The sequence below is a fragment of the Pseudonocardia sp. ICBG162 genome (genome assembly GCF_020496225.1).
GTDB classification, from domain to species: domain Bacteria; phylum Actinomycetota; class Actinomycetes; order Mycobacteriales; family Pseudonocardiaceae; genus Pseudonocardia; species Pseudonocardia alni.
Genome location: NZ_JAHLJD010000013.1, coordinates 955,386 through 975,693 on the forward strand (window position 1 = coordinate 955,386; position 20,308 = coordinate 975,693).

Consider the following 20,308-nt stretch of genomic DNA (forward strand, 5'->3'; position numbering starts at 1 on the left):
CCGACAAGGAGCACCAGCATGTACGACGCGATCATCGTGGGAGCCCGGTGCGGGGGGTCCCCGCTGGCCATGTTGCTGGCCCGGCGCGGCCACCGCGTGCTGGTCCTCGACCGCGCCGCGCTGCCCTCGGACACCGTGTCGACCCATTACCTCCACCAGGCGGGTCTGGCGCGGCTGCAGGCGTGGGGCCTGCTGGACGAGGTCGTCGCCGCGGGCACGCCCGCGTCCCGGTCGATGCACTACGCCCACCGCGACGTCACGATGATCGGCTTCGCCGACCCCGTCGACGGGATCGACGCGGTCTACTGCCCGCGCCGGGTCGTCCTGGACGAGATCCTGGTCAACGCCGCGCGCCGGGCGGGAGCGGAGGTCGTCGACGGCTTCACCGTGACCGACGTGATCTGGGACGAGGGGCGCGTGGTCGGGGTGCGGGGGCGCTCGGCCTCCGGTGTCGACAGCGAGTTCCGGGGCGCCCTGGTCGTCGGCGCCGACGGTGCCCACTCGACGGTCGCGAAGCGCGTCGACGCGGAGACCTACAACGTCCGTCCGGCCGCGGGCTTCACCTACTACTCCTACTTCGAGGGCCTCGACGACTGGGGCCTGCACCACCGGACCGGGCACCACGGCACCTGGGCCGGCACCTGGCCCACCAACGGTGGCCAGCTCGTCGCCGTGATCGGCCGCAAGGAACTGCTGCGCGAGTTCCGCCAGGACGTGCCGCGCCACTTCCAGGCCGTGCTGGACGATGTCGCACCCGAGCTCGGCGAGCAGATGCGCGACCGCGGGCGGGCGCTCGAGCCCCTCGTCCCGATGCGGTACCCGGACAACTTCTACCGGCAGGCCTCGGGCCCGGGCTGGGCGCTGGTCGGCGACGCGGGCTACCACAAGGACCCGCTGACCGGCTGGGGCATCACCGACGCGTTCCTGCAGGCGGAGATGCTCGCGGACGCGGTGACCCGGTCGGCGTCCGGGGAGACCGACCCCTCCGCGGCGCTCGCGGAGTACGGCAAGCGCCGCGACGAGGACACCGCGGTGCTCTACGACTACACGACCACCGTGGCCGAGCTCGCGGAGCTACCGCCCTTCTTCCAGGCGGTCCTGGAGGCCGCCGGGTCCAGTGACAAGTGGACCCGGGCGATGCTCGGCTGGATCGCGGGCGGGGTCCCCGACCACGAGATCTTCTCCCCCGAGGGCCTCCAGTCCCTCTACGACGACGCCGGGCTCCCCGAGGAGCGGCGCGTCTACGACCCCACGGCCTGACCTCCACCAGCCCGCCGCGAGGAGCCCACGATGACCAGCGTCCCCAGCATGTTCGACCGGATCGGCGAGCAGGACCCCGACCGCGACTACTTCGCCACCGGCGGTACCGGTCGCTCCCACGACTTCTACACCGGCGAGGAGCAGTTCCGCCGGGAGATGAAGGAGATCTACGGGCGCCGCTGGCTGCCCGTCGACCACGTCTCCCGGCTGTGCGACAAGGGCAGCTACACCACGCTCGACATCGGCACCGGGTCGATCCTGCTCCTCCACGGCGACGAGGGCGTCCGCGCCTACCACAACTACTGCCGGCACCGGGGCTACAAGCTCGTCGAGGAGCCGAGCGGGCGGCGTCAGAGCATCGTCTGCCTCTACCACTGCTGGGTCTACGACCGGAACGGCGCGCTGAAGAGCCTCAACGGCACCTACCTGGACCACTTCTTCGACAAGGGCGAGAACGGCCTGATCCCGATCCGGACCGAGGTCCGCTTCGGCATGGTGTTCGTCAGCTTCTCCGACGACGCGCCGGACCTGGACGACGCGCTCGCCGAGTTCGGCGAGTTCGCCCGCGCCTACGAGCTGGCCGACCTGCAGGTCGTACAGGCCAAGGACTACCCGGTCGCCTCGAACTGGAAGCTGGTGGCGCACAACGTCAACGAGAGCCTGCACTTCCCGACCGCGCACAAGGACCTGCACCGCGTCACCGACTTCGACGACGCGGGCACCTACATGCTCGGTGGCGACCTCGTCGGCGCCTGGCAGGTCATCCGCGACGGCTACAACTCGGTGTCCTCGACCGGCCGCAGCGACCGTCGTCCCATCCCGTCGGTCCCCGAGGGCGACCTGCAGAAGATCAACTGGATCACGATCCTGCCGAACCTGCTCTTCGGGTTCACCGCGGACTACGTGATGGCGCAGTGGGTGTGGCCGGAGAGCCCCGGAACCTGCACCGTCCGCCACTTCTGGCTGTTCCACCCCTCCGAGACCGCGCGCCCGGACTTCTCCCACGAGGCGGTCTTCGCCCTGTGGGACAAGGCCAACCACGAGGACTGGGAACTGTGCGAGCGCACCCACCGGGGGCTGTCGAACCCGTTGTGGAGCCCGGGTCAGCTCTCGCTCGACGAGGAGGTCGTCTCCCAGATCGACGCCTGGGTCGCACGGGCCACCGACCCCGCCGCCGGGGGAACGGGGACCGCGACGTGAGCGCCACCTGCCACCTCCTGGGCGGCACCCGGGTGCTGACCCGCTGCGGCGACGCGCTGCTCGCCGCCGGTGCGACCGTCCGCGGGGTGTTCAGCGACGACCCGCTGGTCCGTGCCTGGGCCGCTGAGCACGGCGTCCCCTGCCGTCCCGCGTCGGACGACCTCGTCGCGGCGCTGACCGCCGAGCCGGCCGACTTCCTGTTCAGCATCGTGAACCAGCGGGTCCTCCCGGCCGAGGTCCTCGCGCTGCCGTCGATCGCGGCGGTCAACTTCCACGATGGCCCGCTGCCCCGCTACGCCGGCAGCAACGTCGCGGCCTGGGCGGTGTTCGACGGCGCGCCCCGGCACGCGGTGACCTGGCACGTGATGGCCGACCGGGTCGACGCCGGGCCGGTGCTGGCCGAGCGGTGGTTCCCGGTGCGCCCGCACTCGACCGGGCTCTCGCTCACCTGGGAGGCCACCGAGGCGGGGATCGCGCTGTTCGACGGGATCGTCGGGGACCTCGTCCGGCGGACACTGCCGACGCCGGTCGACGTCGGCGGCCGCGAGCGGCGGTTCCACCGACGGGCGGCGCGGATGGACGACGGGCTCGTCCACCCCGGTACCCCGGCCGACCGGGCGGAGCGGCTGGGCCGGGCGATGGACTTCGGGTCGTTCCCGAACCCACTGGGCATCCCGGCCGTGCTCACCGGCGCCGGTGCCGTGCTGTGCCGGCAGCTGCGCGCCGTCCCGCGGGAGGTGCACCGGGCCGGACCGACCGTCACCTCGGTGCTCCCCTCCTCCATCACCGTGGCCTGCACCGACGCCGACCTCGTGCTCTCGGACCTCACCGCGGCCGACGGCAGCAGACTGTCCGGGACCGCGGCCGCGCAGCGGCTGGGAGCCGTCGTGGGCTCGCCGCTGCCCCCCGTGGACCCCGCGCGGCTCGCCGCCGTCACCGCGGCGCTGCGCGCGGTGCGCCCCCACGAGACCTGGTGGCGGGACCGGCTCGACGACATCCGCCCGGTCCCGCTCGCGGCCGACGACTTCTCCGCCGCGACGGCCCACTACGCGCGGCTCCCCCTGGCCGTCGTCCCCGCCGCTCCCGAGGAGACCGCGCTCGTCGAGCAGTCACTGCTGCAAGTGTTGTCCCGGCGCACCGGCGCACCGGTCTTCGACGTGGCGTGGTCCACCATCGCCGCGCGAACGGCCGGCGAGGTCACCGCGCAGCTGGTCGCCGAACGCGTCCCGGTCCGCTGGGACGCCACGACCCCGTCGTCGTTCGAACGGGCCTGTGCCGAGGCGGACCAGCGGGTGGGCTACGCCGCCGACCTGGAGATCCGGGCCGGACTCGCGCCGCGCCCGCTCGGCTCGGACACGCCCTCCTTCACCCGCGCCGCGCTGCTGCGGCGCGAGCACGACCAGGACGCGTCCATCGACCCGGACACCGAGGTCGCGCTGGTGTCGGTGCCGGGGACGGCACCGCTGCTGTGCGTGCGGGCGACATGGCTCGACGGGGCCGCGGCCCTGGACCTGGCCGAGGAGGTCGAGGAACAGGCCCGTCGGGCTCTCGCGGGTACCGCGCCGTCGACCGCCGGCCCCGCCCCGGCCGCGCAGGCGGACCCCGCCCCGGACGCGGCTCCGGCAACCGTGCTGGAGCTGTTCGACGCCGCCGTCGCGGCCCACCCCGACGCGGACGCGGTGCGCTGCGGGGGACGCACCCTCAGCTACACCGAGCTGGACCGGTGGGCCGACGCGGTGGCGGCCTCGCTGTACGAGGAGGGCGTCGGCCCCGGCGACATCGTCGCGGTCCTGTCCGGACGGGGTCCCGACCTGCTGCCCGCCGTCCTCGGCGTGCTGCGCTGCGGGGCGGCGTTCCTCCCGCTCGACCCGGGGTTCCCCCGGGAGCGGCTACGGCGCTACCTCGAGGTGGCCGGCGCCGGTCCGGTGCTGGCCGACGCGGCCTGCGAGCAGCTCGGCCACGAGCTCGGCACCGTCCGACGCATCGGCGCCGACGACGGCCGGGTGCTGGCCGTGCCGCCCGCGGTGGACCCCACCGACCTCGCCTACGTGCTGTTCACCAGCGGCTCGACCGGTGAGCCGAAGGGCGTCGAGATCGGGCACGCCGCGCTGGGCAACTTCCTGACCGGCATCGCCGGGGTGCTGGGCAGCGCACCGGGTGACCGGGTCCTCGCCCACACGACGACGGCGTTCGACATCTCGTTGCTCGAGCTGTTCCTGCCGCTGACCACCGGTGGCTGCGTGGTGCTCGCGTCGCGCTCCGAGGCGGCGGACCCGGGCGCACTGGCCGGGCTGCTGGCCGGTGTCGACGTCGCCCAGGCGACCCCCAGCCTGTGGCGGATCGTGCTGGACGACGGGTGGACCCCGCACCCCGGTCTGACGGTGCTGTCCGGTGGGGAGGCCCTCCCCCGGTCGGTCGCCGAACGCCTGCTGGGCGGCCGGGCGCTGTGGAACCTCTACGGCCCGACGGAGGCCACGATCTGGGTGACCTGTGCCCGGATCGACGACGCCGCCGTGATCGGTCTCGGGGCACCGCTGCCGGGGATCGGGCTGCACGTGCTCGACGACGACCTCGAACCCGTCGCCCCCGGCGGCACCGGTCAGCTCCACCTGTCGGGCACCGGCCTGGCCCGCGGGTACGTCAACCGCCCGGAGCGCACCGCCGAGGTGTTCGTCCACGACCCGCGCTCCGGAACCCGGTACTACCGGACCGGTGACCTGGTCGCGCTGCACACCGACGGCCGTCTGGAGTGGCTCGGCCGGGCCGACGCGCAGGTCAAGATCCGCGGCTTCCGCATCGAGCCGGGCGAGATCGAGGCGGTGCTGGAGCGCCGCCCGACGGTCGGCGCGGCCGTGGTCGTGGCGGCGGCGTTCGAGGGTCGTGGCGAACCGCAGCTGACCGCCTACATCACGACGACCGGGCCCTGCGACCGCGAGGAGCTGACCGCGGCGCTGCGCCGCGAGCTGCCCGGCTACATGGTCCCCGCCGCGTTCGTCCCGGTCGCGGACCTCCCGCTCACCGGCAACGGCAAGGTCGACCGGGCACGGCTGCCGGTCCCCACCCGGGACACCATCCTGCGGGCGGGCTCCGGGCAGCCGCCCGCCGGGGCCACGACGGACGACCCGGTCGCCGCGATCGGGGAGGTCCTCGGCGAGGTGCTGGGCATCGCCGCCCTGGGGCCCACCGACAACTTCTTCGACCTCGGCGGCAACTCGATCACGGTGGTCACCGCGGCCACCGCGCTCACCCGCAGGCTGGGGTCCGAGGTGGGACCGACCGGCATCCTCGCGACCGGCACCCCGGCGCGGCTGGCCGCGCTCCTGGGTCGGGCGGGCGCACCCCGGGAGCAGCAGGTCGCCGCCGCACCCACCCCGGCACCCGTCCCCGCTCCCACCGGCCCGGCGGCGGCCGTGACGGAGCGTGCCCCGCACGAGGTGCCCCCGGCGCAGGGGCCGGCCGCCGACGAGCCGGTCGCCGTCGTCGGCATGGCCTGCCGGTTCCCCGGCGCGGCCACCCCGGACGAGTTCTGGGCGGCCCTCACCGGGGGCCACGTCGCGGTCGGCCCGGCCCCGGCCGGGCACCGGGGCTGGGACTCCCTGTGGTCCGACGACGACGAGACGCGGGCCGGCTGGCTGGCCGACGTGGAGCTGTTCGACCCCGACCGCTTCGGCATGTCCGACCGCGAGGCCCGCCGCACCGACCCGTTGCAGCGGCTGCTGCTCACCGTCACCGCGGAGGCCGTGGAGTCCGCCGGGCACGACCCGGCGTCCCTCGGGCGCCGCACCGGGGTGTTCGTCGGGACCATCGCCGGCGACTTCGGCGAGCTCGTGGCCGCCGCCGACGGCCACGCCGACCCGCACGCGGCCACCGGCTCGGCGATGGCGCTGCTGGCGAACCGGGTGTCGCACGTGTTCGACTGGACCGGGCCCAGCTTCTGCCTGGACACCGCCTGCTCCTCGTCGCTCGTCGCCCTGCACCAGGCCGTGCTGCAGCTGCGTGCCCGGCAGAGCGACGCCGCGGTGGTCGCGGCGGCCAACCTGATCCTCACGCCGTCCAAGTCGCAGTCGTTCGCGCGCAACGGCATGCTCTCGCCGCGCGGCCGCTGCCGGGCCTTCGACGAGGACGCCGACGGCTACGTGCGCGGCGAGGGTGCGGCCGCGATCGTCCTGAAGCGGTACTCCGACGCCGTCCGTGACGGCGACGCCGTCCTCGCGGTCGTCCGCGGCGTCGCGGTGAACCACACCGGCGCCGGGGCCGGGTTCCTCACCGCGCCCAGCGGCCCCGCGCAGACCGAGGTCGTCCGCGAGGCCCTGTCGGCCGCAGGGGTCGGCCCGCACGGCATCGGCTACGTCGAGGCCCACGGCACCGGGACCCGGCTCGGCGACCTGGTCGAGCTTGAGGCGCTCGGCGAGGCCCTCGGCCCCGCCGCCGCGGGGTCGGTCCCGATCGGTTCGGTCAAGAGCAACGTCGGCCATCTGGAGCCCGCGGCCGGGCTCGCCGGTCTGATCAAGACCGTCCTGGCGCTGCAGGCCGGCACCGTTCCGGGGACCCCCGGGATCGAGACCCCCAACGCCCGGTTCCGGTTCGAGGCCTCCCCGCTGTTCGTGCCGGACCGGCCGGTGCCCTGGACCGGACCCCGGGTGGCGGGGGTGAGCAGCTTCGGGTTCGGCGGGGTGAACGCCCACGCGGTGCTCGCCGCCGTCCCGGCCCCCACCCACGACGACCGCGGCCCGGGCCTGCTCGTGCTGTCCGCGGGCTCGGAGCGCGCGCTGCACCGCCTCGCGGAGCGGTTCCTGCTGTTCCTGCGGTCCGAGCACCGACCGGGCCTGGCGGCGTTGTGCGCCACCGCCCTGCGCCGGCACCACCGCGCCCACCGGTTCGCCTGCGTCGTCGACTCGGCGGAGCAGCTGGAGGACAAGCTCATGCTGTTCCTCGCCGGGAACCGGGACAGCCGCTCCAGCCACACCGGGGTGGCACCGGCCGACCCGTCGTCGCCGCCGGAGCGGTTCGGGGTGCACGGCGACGACCGGGCGACCCTGGACGAGGCCGCACGACGGTTCGTCGCCGGCGGCGCACCCGTGGTCACCGGCACCGCCCGGGCGGTGCGGATCCCGACCGTCCCGCTGGAGGAGCGCAGGCTCTGGCTGGAACGCCCCGCCGCACGGGCGGCACGGCGCGGGGGCCAGGTCCATCCCGGCGCCGCCCTCGGAGCCGCCGCGTCGGTCTTCGGCGGGACACGGGACCGGGAGTGGGGCGAGCTGCCCGAGGCCGAGGGGCACGTCGTGCTGGGCGCACCGGTACTGCCCGGCGCCGCCTACCCGCAGAAGGTCGCGGAGCTGCGGGGCGGACTGCCGTTCGCCCTGCAGGACATGACGTTCCGGGCGGTGGTCCGTCCGCCCACGCTCCTGTCCGCACGGCTCGCGGACGGGACCGTCCGGTTCCGCGACGGCGACGGGGTGCTGGTGTGCGACGCCCGGCTTCTCGACACCGTCCCGGCACGCCCCGCCGCCGTGGAACCGGCCACCGGCGACGCGGCCGACATCGCCGCGTTCTACCGCGACCTGGAACGGCACGGCCTGGCCTACGGCGAGCGCTTCCGCTGCCTGCGCACGCTCGTCGTGGGCGACGGGGTCGCCACCGGCGAGCTCGCGCTCGACGGCGACGTCACCGGTGTGCTCGAGCCGGCGCTGCTCGACGGCGCGTTCCAGGTCGCGCTCGCCGCCTGCGGGGCGCGGGGCCTCTACGTGCCGTTCTCGGTGCACCGGCTGACCGTCCACGGCCCGCTGCCGCCGCGCCTCACCGTGCTTGCGCAGCGGACCGACCGCGGGTCCGGGGACGACCGGACCGTCGTCGCCGACATCACCGTCCACGCCGGCGGCGAGGTCCTGCTGCGGGCCGAACGGGTCACCTGGACCCGGCTCGCCGCGACGGGGCCGGTCCCGTCCGACGACGACGCGGCCGGGTCCACCGGGGACGGGCCCGTGCGGAACGGGGTCCCCGCGGTGACCGCGTCACCGGCGACGAACGGGCACCCGGCGCCGGCCGGCGGTGGGGCGCACCGCCCCGACGCCGGTGGGCGGGACCTCGGGGCCGTCGTGGCGGAGTGGATCGCCCGGGTGCTGGAGATCGACACGGCCGAGGTCGAGCCCGACCGGCCGCTGCAGGAGCTCGGCCTGGACTCCATGCTGGCCGTCTCGGTCGCCCAGGACCTGCGTGACCGTCTCGGTGTGGACCTGCCGATGACGCTGGTGCTCGAGGTCGGCACGCTCGACGGCCTGGTGCGGGAGCTGCGCGAGGTCTACGGCGTGACCTCGACGCCCGCCGAGGGGACCGACGACGGTTCCGCGACCGGCCCCGGCGGCTCCGACGTCGTCCGGCCGGGGACGGTCCCGGTACCGGACGTGCCGCCCGCGCCGTCGACGACCGAGCCGGCGGCACCGGAGCCGGCCCCGGCGGACCGTGGCCGGGACGACCGGCCCACCGACGACCGCGGCCTGCACGACATCGCGATCATCGGCGTCGACGGGGTGTTCCCCGGCGCCGGCGACGTCGACGGGCTCTGGGACGTGCTCGTCGAGGGCCGGGACTGCCTGACCGAGGTCCCCACCGACCGCTGGAACCTCGACGAGTACTACGCGACCGACTCCACCCCCGGCACCGTCTACCTGCGCCGTGCGGGGTTCGTCGACGACCTGGAGGGCTTCGACGCGGCCTTCTTCCGGATCGCGCCGAACGACGCCGGCTGGATGGACCCGCAGCAGCGCCACCTGATCCAGTCGGCGTGGCGGGCGCTGGAGGACGCCGGCCTGTCCGGACGGACCGCGGACACGACCGTCGGCGTCTACGTCGGGGCCAGCTACCAGCACTACCGCGACCAGGTCGTCGGTGACGTCGTCCAGACCGCTGCCGGGCTGGGCAACCACAACGCGATGCTCGCCAACCGCGTGAGCTGGTTCATGGACCTGCGCGGCCCGAGCATGACGATCGACACGCTCTGCTCGTCGTCGCTGGTCGCGCTGCACACCGCCGTCCGCAGCCTGCGCGAGGGCGAGTGCCGGGTGGCGCTCGTCGCCGGCGTGCACATGGCCCTGTCGCCGCAGTACTTCCAGCTCGGATCCCGTCTGCGGTCGTTCTCCCCGACCGGTGGTTCGCGGGCGTTCGACGACGACGCCGACGGCTTCGTCCCCGGCGAGGGCGTCGTCACCGTCGTCCTCAAACCGCTGCGCGACGCGCTCGCCGACGGCGACCCCGTCCACGGGGTGATCACCGGCACCGCGGTCAACCACGGCGGCCGGGCCGCCGGGGTGACGGTGCCGACCACCAACGCCCAGCGCGACGTCGTCACCGCCGCCCTGCGCGACGCCGGCGTCTCGCCCGACACCATCACCCTCGTCGAGGCCCACGGCACCGGTACGAGCCTGGGCGACCCCATCGAGATCGACGGGCTCACCCGGGCCTGGCGCCCCCACACCGGCCGTCACCAGTACTGCGCCATCGGCTCGGTCAAGTCCAACATCGGTCACCTCGAACCCGCCGCGGGCCTCGCCGGACTCGCCAAGATCATCCTGGCTCTCCGCCACGACACCCTCCCCCCGACCCGGAACCTCCATCGGCCCAACGACCACATCCGGTTCGAGAACACGCCCTTCTTCCCCGTCGTCGAGCCGATGCCGTGGCACCGGAGCGACGGCGCCCCCCGCCGGGCGGCGCTGTCCGCCTTCGGCATGGGCGGGGTGAACGCCCACGTCATCGTCGAGGAACCACCGCTGCGCAGCGGACCCGCACGTCCGGCCGAGGAGCCGGCCGGGTCGCACGTGCTGCGGGTGACCGCGCCGACCGAGGAGGGGCTGCGTGCCGTCGCGGCCGGCTACGCCCACCACCTGCGCACCCGCCCCGGCGACCGGCTCGACGACGTCGCCCGCACCGCGAACACCGGGCGGGCCGGGCAGCGGTGGCGGCGGCTGCTGCACGCCCGCGACCGGGACGGCATGGTCGCGGCGCTGGACGCCGTCGCCGACGGGACCGGGCCGGCGCCCGCCCCGGCCCGGCGCGCACCCACCCCGGTGACCTTCGCCTTCACCGGCCAGGGCGCCCAGTGGGCAGGCATGGCCCGCGCGCTGTGGCGGTCCGAACCCGTCTGCGCGGCCGTGTTCGACGAGTGCGCCGCCGCACTGCGCGGCCACCTCGACGTGCCGTTGGAGACGCTGCTGGAACGCGACCCGCTCCTGGGCACCGACCACGCCCAGCCGGCGATCGTGGCGACCCAGATCGCCCTGGTCACCCTGCTCGCAAGCTGGGGGGTGCGCCCCGACGCCGTCGTCGGGCACAGCGTCGGCGAGCTCACCGCCGCCTGGGCCGCCGGGGTGCTCGACCTGCCGGAGCTGCTGCGCGCCACCGCCCTGCGGGGGCGGCTGATGGCGTCCGCGCCCGGACCGGGGGCGATGGCCGTCGTCCGCGGCGACCTCGACCTCACCCGGGCCGCGATCGCGGCCCACCCGGGCCTGGAGATCGCCGCCGACAACGGCCCGGGCGCGACGACGGTCACCGGTCCCGCCGACGCGGTGGCCGCCCTCCTCGCCTCCGGTGCCGTGCGGGCCACCGCGCTCCCGGTGGCGCACGCCTTCCACTCCGCGGCGATGGCCGGTGTCGTCGACCCGTTCGCCGAGCACCTCGCCGGTCTCGGGCTGCGGGCGCCGTCGATCCCGTTCGCCTCGACCCTGACAGGCGGGCTGCACACGTCGCAGACCGCCACCGACCCGGCGTCCTACGCCCGGGCGGTCCGTGCCCCGGTGCTGTTCGGGCCGGCGGCCGCGGAGCTCGACGCCCGGGTGCCGGAGGAGCAGGCCCACGTCTGGTGGGAGATCGGTCCGCAGCCCGCGCTGCTGCCGTTGCTGCGCCGGATCGTCGCCCCGCGCGAGGGCCGGACCCGGTTCCGCGCCACGCTGCGGCGCGACGAGGGCACGGCGCCGCTGCACCGCGCGCTGGCCGACCACCACGACGAGACCGACGCGGGCCTGGACCCGGCCGCCCACCACCGGGGCAAGCCGCACGTCACCGTCCGCATCCCGACCTACCCGTTCGCCCGCGTCCGGCACTCCGCCCTGCCCGGCGTGCCCCCGGTGGCCGCCCCGACCGACGGCGCCGCGGCAGCGGCCCGTCACCCCTTCCTCGACGGACGTTCCGGAGGCCTGGCGTCATGACCGACTCGGAGCTGCTCCAGCTCACCTTCACCGACGCCGACCCGCTCGTCGGCGACCACCGCAAGGACGGCCGGGCGCTGCTGCCGGCCGCCGTCCAGATCGAGCTGGCGCTCGTCGCGACGGGGGGCACAGCGCTGCGGGACGTGTCGTTCCGCAGGCCGGTCGTCCTCCCCCACGGCGGTTCCGCGACGGTGCGGCTGGTCGGCTCCGGGGCCGCTCCGGGCACCGTGCGGCTGCACGCCGACGGGATCGGCGGGCCGGTCGGCACGGCGACCCCCGCCGGCACCGTGGCGGCGCCGGCCGCGGCGGCGCCGCCACCCGCGGTCGACGGCACGTCCTGGGACCCGGAGCGGGTCTACGCGGCCTGGTCGGGAGCCGGGCTGGAGTACGGGCCGTCCTTCCGGACGCTGTCCTCGCTGGTCGTCGGCGACGGGGCGGCCGAGGCCGTGCTGCGCAGCGAGGACACGCGCCCGTGGATCGGGCACCCCCTGCTTCTCGACGGTGTCCTGCAGCTGTCCGCCCTGGTCCTCCAGGGGGCGACGGCACCCGAGGACGTGCGCCCGCTGTACCCGGTCGGCGTCGACCGGGTCGTGGTGCACGCGCCGCTGCGGGGTCCGGAGGTGACCGTGCGCGCTCGGTGTCCGGAGCCGGCCGGGAACGGGACGGGGCGGTGCGACGCGGTGGTCGTCGACGGGACCGGCCGGGTCGTGGCCGAGCTGCTCGGGCTGCGGATGCGCGCGGCGGTCGTGGCGACCGCGCTCTCGGGGCCGGCAGCGGTACCGGAACCGGCGCCCGCGCCGATGCGGGCGCTGCGCTGGGTGCCGTCCGGGCCCGCCCCGGCACCCGCCCCCGGCGGCCGCTGGGTGGTGCTGCACCCCGGCGCCCCCGGATGCGCCGGCGCGTCGGCCGCCGACGCGTTGCGATCGGCCGGGTCGCGGGTCGAGGAGGTCACGACGGGGGTCCCCGACGACGACGGCCTCGCCCGGCTCTGGGGCGATCCGGCCGCGGACGACCGCCCGGACGGGGTCGTGCTGGCCACCGCGACCGGGGATCCCTCCGGGGACCGGGACCTGCTCGACACACTGCGGGTCGTCCGGTCGCTGACCGCCCGGCGCAGGCCGGGGCTGCGCCTCGTCGTGCTGACCGAGGGGGCCGCCGCGGCCGCGCCCGGGGACCGGCCCGACCCCGGCCGCGCGTCGGTCTGGGGGCTGCTGCGGACCGCGGCGATCGAGTACCCGGGCCTGTCGCTGCGGATGGTCGACACCGCGCCCGGCGGGGCCGTCACCGGCCCGGACCTGGGCGCGGGCCCGCCGGAGAGCGCGATCCGCGGTGACGCGCGGCTGAGCCCGGTCTGGGAGCCGCTGCCCGCCGGACCCGGCACGCGCCTGCCGGTGCGGCCCGACGGCGCCTACCTCGTGCTCGGCGGGCACGGCGGGCTGGGGCTCGCGGTCGCGGAGCGGTTCGCCCGCGACGGTGCGGGCGAGATCCACCTGGTGAGCCGCTCGGGCGGGTCCCGGCTGGACCCGTCGGCGACGGCCCCGATCACCGCGCACGGTGCGCTCGTGCGGTCCCACGCGATCGACGTCGCGGTCCCCGGCGCGCTCGCCGCGCTCGTCGCGGACCTGGGCGGACGGCCCCTGCGCGGCGTCGTCCACGCGGCCGGGGTGCTGCGCGACGGCCTCCTGCGGAGCGTCTCCGCCGAGGACCTGCGGGCGGTGGTCGCACCGAAGGCCGACGGCCTGCGCGAGCTCGTCGCCGCCGTCGCCGGGACCGAGCTGGAGCTCGCCGTGCTGTTCGGCTCCGTGTCGGGCGCCTTCGGCAACCTCGGCCAGGCCGGGTACGCCGCCGCCAACGCCCACCTCGACGCCGCGGCACACCGGCTCGGCGCGCCCTGGACCAGCATCGACTGGGGTCTGTGGGGCGAGATCGGGATGGGGGTGGAGGTGGCCGACCGGCTGCGCCGCCGGGGCGTGCACCCGCTCGGCACCACCGAGGGCCTGGACGCGCTCACCGCCGCGGTCCTGTCCGGCGAACGACAGGTGGTGGTGGCCCACCCGGACCGCGAACCCGGGTCCCCGGAGCCCGTTCCCGCCGCCGCACCCCCGCCGGCCCGGACCACGTCCGCCCGCACCGCACCGCCGTCGGGCTCCGGCCCGGCCGATCCGCTCGCCGCCGAGGTCACCGCCGCGCTGGTCGCCCGGCTCGGCGCCGAGGACCTGGCCGCGGACACCGCATTCGCCGAGTTCGGCATGGACTCGATCACGAGCGTGGAGCTGAGCGAGTCCCTCGGCAGGCGCTGGGACGTCACGCTGCCCCCCACCCTGTTCCTCGAACATCCCGACGTCCGTGCGGTCGTCGCCGCGCTCCGCGACCGGCACGGCGTCGCCCCGGCCGGCGGGGAGCCCGGGCCGGTCCCCGCTCCGGCGCCGGTCCCCGCCACCGCACCCGCCGCGCCCGCCGCCGGCGGGCCCGGGCCGCGCGAGGTGCCCGACGGGGCGATCGCGGTCGTGGCGGTGTCGGGCGACCTGCCCGGCGCCGACGACCTCGACGGTCTCTGGGCGATGCTGCGCCGCGGCGACACCGCCTTCGGTCCGGTGCCGCCCGAGCGTTTCGACGTCGGCGAGGTGCTCCAGGACAGGGACACCGCCACCACCGGCACCTACTGCGGCACCGGCGCCTTCCTCCACGACATCGACCGGCTCGACCCCCGGTTCTTCGAGCTCGCCGTCCGCGAGGTCGCCGAGATGGATCCCCAGCAGAAGCTGCTGCTGGAGCACGCCTGGTCGGTCGTGCAGGAGGGCGGTGCCGCGGACCGGCGCGACGTCGGGGTGTTCGTCGGGGCCACCTACACCCACCACCGCGACGCGGCCGGCCTCGACCGGGTCGGTCCGCACACCGCGCTCGGCTCGATGAACGCACTGCTCGCCAACCGCATCTCCTACGCGCTGGACCTGACCGGGCCCTCGCTGACCGTCGACACACTGTGCTCGTCGTCGCTGGTCGCCCTGGAGCAGGCGGTGTCGGCGCTGCGGGACGGCCGGTGCGGGACGGCGGTCGTCGCCGCCTGCCACGTCGGCCTGACCTCCTGGTACTACCGCAGCCTCAGCCGGCTCGGCGCGCTGTCGGCCGACCTGCCCCGCCCGTTCGACGCGGCGGCGGACGGCTTCGTCCCCGGCGAGGGCGCGGTGGCCGTCCTGCTCCGCCCCCTGGCCGACGCGCTCCGCGACGGCGACCACGTGCACGGCGTGATCCGTGGGGTCGCGACGAACCACGGCGGCCGTGCGGGCGCACTGTCGGTGCCGCGCAGCGCCGCGCAGGCCGACGTCCTGCGGGCCGCGCTCGCCGACGCGGGCGTCGACGCGTCGTCGGTGGACCTCGTGGAGACCCACGGCACGGCGACCCCGCTCGGCGACCCGATCGAGATCGCGGCGCTCGCCGAGGTGTTCGGCCCGGAGCGGGCCGCCCCGGTGCTCCTCGGGGCGCTGAAGGGCAACATCGGCCACCTCGAACCGGCCAGCGGCCTCGCCTCCCTGGTCAAGGTCCTGCTGTGCCTGCGCCACGGCGAGATCCCGCCGGTCGCCGGGCACCGTGGGACCGGTGACCGGCTGCGGATGCCCGAGGGGGTCCTGGCGATCCCCGCCGCACCGACCGGCTGGGCCCCGGGCGACCGGCCGCGACGGGCCGGGATCAGTGCCTTCGGCATGGGCGGCACCAACGCCCACGTCGTCGTCGAGGACTGGCCGGAGGCCACCGGGGCCGGACACGACCCCGGCGCCGCCGGTGTCCTGCACCTGTCGGCGCACACGCCGGAGGCCCTGACCCGGCGGATCGCCGACCTGCTCGCGGTGGTACGCGCCGGGACCGACCCCGGCGTGCTGTACACCGCGGCCGGGCAGGGCCGCAGGCACCTGGCCCTGCGGGTCGCGGTCGTCGCCCGCGGCGCCGGCGAGCTGGCCGACGGGCTGCACCGTGCCGCCGGTCGCGGCGCCGGGGCCGTCGTCCACCCCGACGACACCGACGACACCGTCGCCCGCCTCGCCGGGGCGGCCCGGGCCTGGGCCGCCGGCGGACCTCGCGGGCCCCTCGGGCCGGGCGCCGCCGACCGGCGTGCGCCGTTGCCGCCCTACCCCTTCCGGACCCCGCGCCCGCAGCCGTCGCCCACCGCGCCGGACGCGGCCGCGTCGGCCGCCCTGATCGCCGGGCACGAGGTCTTCGGACGGCCGACGGTGCCCGCGGCGCTGCTGCTGTGCCTGGGGCTCGACCGGGCGCCGGTACTGCGGGAGGTCACCTTCCCCACCCGCGGCACGGGCACCACCCGTCCCGAGCACGATCTCGACGACCTCCCCGACGGCGCGGTGGCGACCCTGCACCAGGACGGCCGCGTGATCGCCCGGCTGCGCCCGGAGCCCGGACCGGTGCGGCCGCCCGCACCCGACGACACCCCGTGCCCGCGCGAGCTCGACCCCGCGGGGCTCTACGCCTGGTTCGACACCCACGGCACCCGCTACGCGCCGGCGCTGCGCCGCATCGACGGCATCCGGCACGGGACGGGTGCGGTGACCGCGGAACTGCTGCCGGGAGACGGGTCGGCGGCCGACCGGGTCACCGCGGTCGACGCGGCACTGCAGGCGATGGCGGTGCTGACCCTCGGGGACCCGGCGCTGTCCGACACCGCCCTGCTCCCGGTGGGCATCGCCCGGGTCGTCGCGACCGGCGACCCCGCCGACGCGGTCGCGGTCCGGCTGCGGTCACGGGGCTGGCACGACGGGACCCACGTCGCGGACGCCTGGCTGATCGGCGCCGACGGGCCGGTCCTCGTCCTGGAGGGGATCCGGTTCCGGCCCGTGGCGGGGACCGGCGGACCCTCCCGGACGGCGGACGCCCACGACACGGCTCCCGGGTCGTCGCTCACCGCGACCGGGCTGCTGGAGATCCTGCGCGGGGTCCTGGCCGACCCCTCGGTCGCGGCGACGACACCGCTGTCCGCCGTGGGCATGGACTCGATGCTCGCCGGTGAGGTCGCCGCGGAGCTCGGCGCCGCCGGAGGGGCCCCGGTGTCGCCGGTCGAGGTCCTGGCCGCCCGCGACGGCCGCGCCCTCGCCGTCGCCCTCGGGCTCCCGGACGGGCCACCGGCCTCCGCGGACACGGCCTCCGGGGACACGGCCTCCGGGGACACGGCCTCCGGGGACACGGCCGGAGCCGGGCACGAGGCGCCGCCGGTCGCGGACGCCGCACTCGTCGAGGCCGTGGAGGAGGCGGTGGCTCCCGCGGTCGCGGCCCGCCGCACGTTCCCCGACCGGCCCACCGGCGACCGGCACGACGTCGCCGTCATCGGCCTGGCCGGGGTCCTGCCCGGCGCCGACGACATCGACGGGCTGTGGCCGTTGCTGCGCGACGGGCGCGACGCCCTGCGCCCGGCGCCGCCGGAGCGGTGGGACGGGCAGGACCGGCCGCTCGGCGGGTTCGTCGACGGGATCGCAGGCTTCGACGCAGGCCTGTTCGAGCTCCACCCGCGTCAGGCCCGCCTGCTCGACCCGCAGGCACGGTGGCTGCTGCGCACGGTGTGGCAGGCGTGGGAGTCCGCCGGCGTCGACCCGACCGCCGCTCCCCGTCGCACCGGGGTGTTCGTCGGCGCCAGCTACCAGCACTACCGCGAGTACAACGTGGACCGCGAGCTGGACGCCGCCGCGGGCCTCGGTAACCACAACGCGTTCCTGGCGAACCGGGTCAGCTGGTTCTTCGACCTGCACGGCCCCAGCCTCACCGTCGACACGCTCTGCTCGTCGTCCCTGGTGGCCCTGCACACCGCCGTCCGCAGCCTGCGTGACGGGGAGTGCGACCACGCCGTCGTCGCCGGGGTCCGGCTCGCGCTCTCACCGCTGCACTACACGGCGATGGGCAACCTGGGGGCGCTGTCCCCCAGCGGTTCCGCGCGCGCCTTCGACGACGACGCCGACGGCTTCGTCCCCGGCGAGGGCGTCGTCACCGTCGTCCTGAAGCCGCTGCGCGACGCGCTCGCCGACGGCGACCCCGTCCACGCCGTCGTCACCGGCACCGCGGTCAACCACGGCGGCCGGACCTCCGGGCTCACCGTGCCGTCGGTGGCGGGTCAGCAGGAGGTGGTGTCCGCGGCGCTGCACGACGCCGGGGTCTCCCCCGACACCATCGGCTACCTCGAGGCCCACGGCACCGGGACCGCGCTGGGCGACCCCGTCGAGATCGACGCGCTGACCCGCGCGTGGACCCCGTACACCACCCGGCGCCAGTACTGCGCCATCGGCTCGGTGAAGACCAACATCGGCCACCTCGAGCCCGCCGCGGGCCTCGCCGGGCTCGCCAAGATCATCCTGGCTCTCCGCCACGACACCCTTCCCCCGACCCGCAACCTCCATCGGCCCAACGACCGCATCCGCTTCGAGCACACCCCGTTCCACCCCGTCCTCACCCCCACCCCGTGGCACCGCAACGGTGCCCCCCGCCGCGCCGCGCTCTCCGCCTTCGGCATGGGCGGCGTCAACGCCCACGTGATCGTCGAGGAACCGCTCGCGGGCGGGCCCCGCACACCGATCCCGGCCCGGGAGCACGCGCTGCGGATCTCCGCGGCGACCGAGGAGGGGGTGCGGCGGCTGGCCCGCGCCTATGCGGACCGGATCGGCGCCGCCGGGGACGACACCGAGCTCGCCGACGTCGTGCACACCGCGAACACCGGCCGCGCCCAGCTCACCCGGCGCGCCGCCGTCGCCGGCCGGTCCGCGGCCGAGCTGCGGACCGGGCTGCTCGCGGTGGCCTCCGGCGCCGCCCCGGTGGTGCGCGGCGGCGCGGCGGCGCCGGCGTCGGCACCCGCGGGCCCGGACGACCTCGTGGCCGCGGCCCTGGCCGGCGCCGACGGGCTCGACTGGGCGGCGTTCTCCGCGCCGACCGCGCGGCGGACCACCGTGCCCGGCTATCCCTTCGCCGACGAGGCCCACTGGAACACCACCGGTGACCGGCCGCGGGACCCGGCGCCTCCGCCCACGGTGGCGCGACCGGTGTGGCGCACGGGGTCCACCCCGGCGGGGCGGCCCCCGGTGGGCCTGGCCGTGCTCGTCGACGGCGGCGGGCCCGACCGGCGGGCCGCGCTGCTCGACCGGCTCGTCGCCGACGGGTGCCTCCCGGCCGACGGGCTGTCCGCCGCGGACGCCGTCGTCGTGCTCGACGACCCCGGCTCCACCACGGCCGGGTTCTGGGAGCGGCTGCGCGGCGTCGCCGCCGGGCTGCGGACCGGCGCGGTCTGTCTCTGGGTGCTGCACGACGCCGCGGCCGTCGATCCGCGCGAGGGAGCCGACCTGCGACCGTGGGCGGTCGCCCGTGGCGCGGCGGTGCGCGCGGCCGCGGCGGAACGCCGCTGGTCGGCGGCCACCGTGGACATCCGGCGCGACGACACGGCCGCCGTGGAGCAGCTGCCCGCCGAACTGTACGCGCTCGCGGCGGCCGAGCCGGGCGAGCCGGCCGAGCGGGCGCTGCGGGCCGGGAGCCGGCTCCACCGTGACCACGAGCGGCTGGCGCAGCAGACGCCCCGCGACGCCGACGCCTCCGGTTTCCACCTGGTCGTCGGTGGTCACGGCGCGGTGGGCCGCGAGCTCGTCGCCGCGCTGGCCGCACGCGGGGCCCGGGCGATCGTCGTGGTCGGCCGGTCGGTCGTCGAGCCGCCCGCCGTCGCCGGGGCGGAGGTGGCCTGCGCCCGCGCGGACGTGACCGACCCCTCCGGACTCGACGCCGTCGTCGCTCGGTCCGCCGAACGGTGGGGACCGCTGCGCGGGGTCGTGCACTGCTCCGGGGTCGTGAACCCGGTGGGTGCACTCATCCGCCGGAGCTCCGCCGACGCCGAACGCGTGCTCGCCCCCAAGACCACCGGATCCGACGCCGTCGTCGCGCTGGCCCGCCGGCACGGGGCACGCTGGGTCGCCCTGGCCTCCTCGGTGGCCGGGTGGCTGCCGGAGGCGGGCCGCGGTGTCGTCGACTACGCCGCCGCCAACGCCTACCAGCTCGCGCTGGCCGAGCGGGAGGACACCCCCGCGCTGCGGGTGACCGCGCACGCCTGGCCCGACTGGACCGGCACCGGCATGACCGCCGACCCCGCCTTCGCCGTCCGCCACTCGCTCACCCCGCAGCAGGGCCGGGCCACGTTCGCCGCCTCGTTCGACCACGGCGGCGCGGTCGTGGTCCTCGGCACCGCCGCGCAGCCCACCGGGGACACACCCGCCCCGGCTCCGGCGTCCGCGGCACCCCGCGACCCCGGCGCGGCCCCGGACCCGGCCGGCCCGGCCGCACCGGGCCGCGCGGCGGCGGCCGCGGCCGTGTCCGGTGCGTTCGACGCCGTCCTGGGCGAGGACCCCGGGGACGTCACGATCGGCTCACTCGGCCTCGACTCCATCACCGTCGCCGAGCTGACCGCGGCGATCGAGGCCCGCAGCGGCCGGTCACTGGACCCCTCGGTCCTGCTGCGGGCCCACACGGTCGCCGACCTCGTCACCGCCGTCAGCGGTACGGCACCCGGACCGGCCCCGGCGCCGCCGATGCCGGCGCCACATCCGGCGCCGGATGCGCCGGGCGACCTGCGCAGCCTGCTGAGCGATCTCGACGACCCTCGCACGGACGGGAAGGCCTGA

4 protein-coding genes are annotated in these 20,308 nt (G+C 76.7%); all 4 read left to right on the top strand.

From position 1 onward, the window contains the following. Positions 1-18 precede the first annotated feature (18 nt). Genes KPL60_RS07715 through KPL60_RS07730 form a run of 4 tightly spaced genes read left to right on the top strand, consistent with a single transcriptional unit; the run spans position 19 to position 20,308 of the window. Positions 19-1,260 carry an NAD(P)/FAD-dependent oxidoreductase gene (locus tag KPL60_RS07715; RefSeq protein ID WP_226365378.1) on the top strand — a complete coding sequence of 414 codons (1,242 nt, stop codon included), beginning with the start codon at positions 19-21 and terminating at the stop codon, positions 1,258-1,260. 30 nt (positions 1,261-1,290) lie between these two features. Next, entirely contained in the window at positions 1,291-2,460 is a 1,170-nt protein-coding gene (locus KPL60_RS07720; protein ID WP_226365379.1) for an SRPBCC family protein, read from the top strand. Next, complete coding sequence (locus KPL60_RS07725; protein ID WP_226365380.1) at positions 2,457-11,660, top strand: polyketide synthase; 9,204 nt, start codon at positions 2,457-2,459, stop codon at positions 11,658-11,660. The genes KPL60_RS07720 and KPL60_RS07725 overlap by 4 nt, the downstream gene beginning before the upstream one ends. After that, positions 11,657-20,308: an SDR family NAD(P)-dependent oxidoreductase gene (locus KPL60_RS07730; RefSeq protein WP_226365381.1), complete on the top strand. Its 8,652-nt coding sequence runs from the start codon at positions 11,657-11,659 to the stop codon at positions 20,306-20,308. The genes KPL60_RS07725 and KPL60_RS07730 overlap by 4 nt, the downstream gene beginning before the upstream one ends.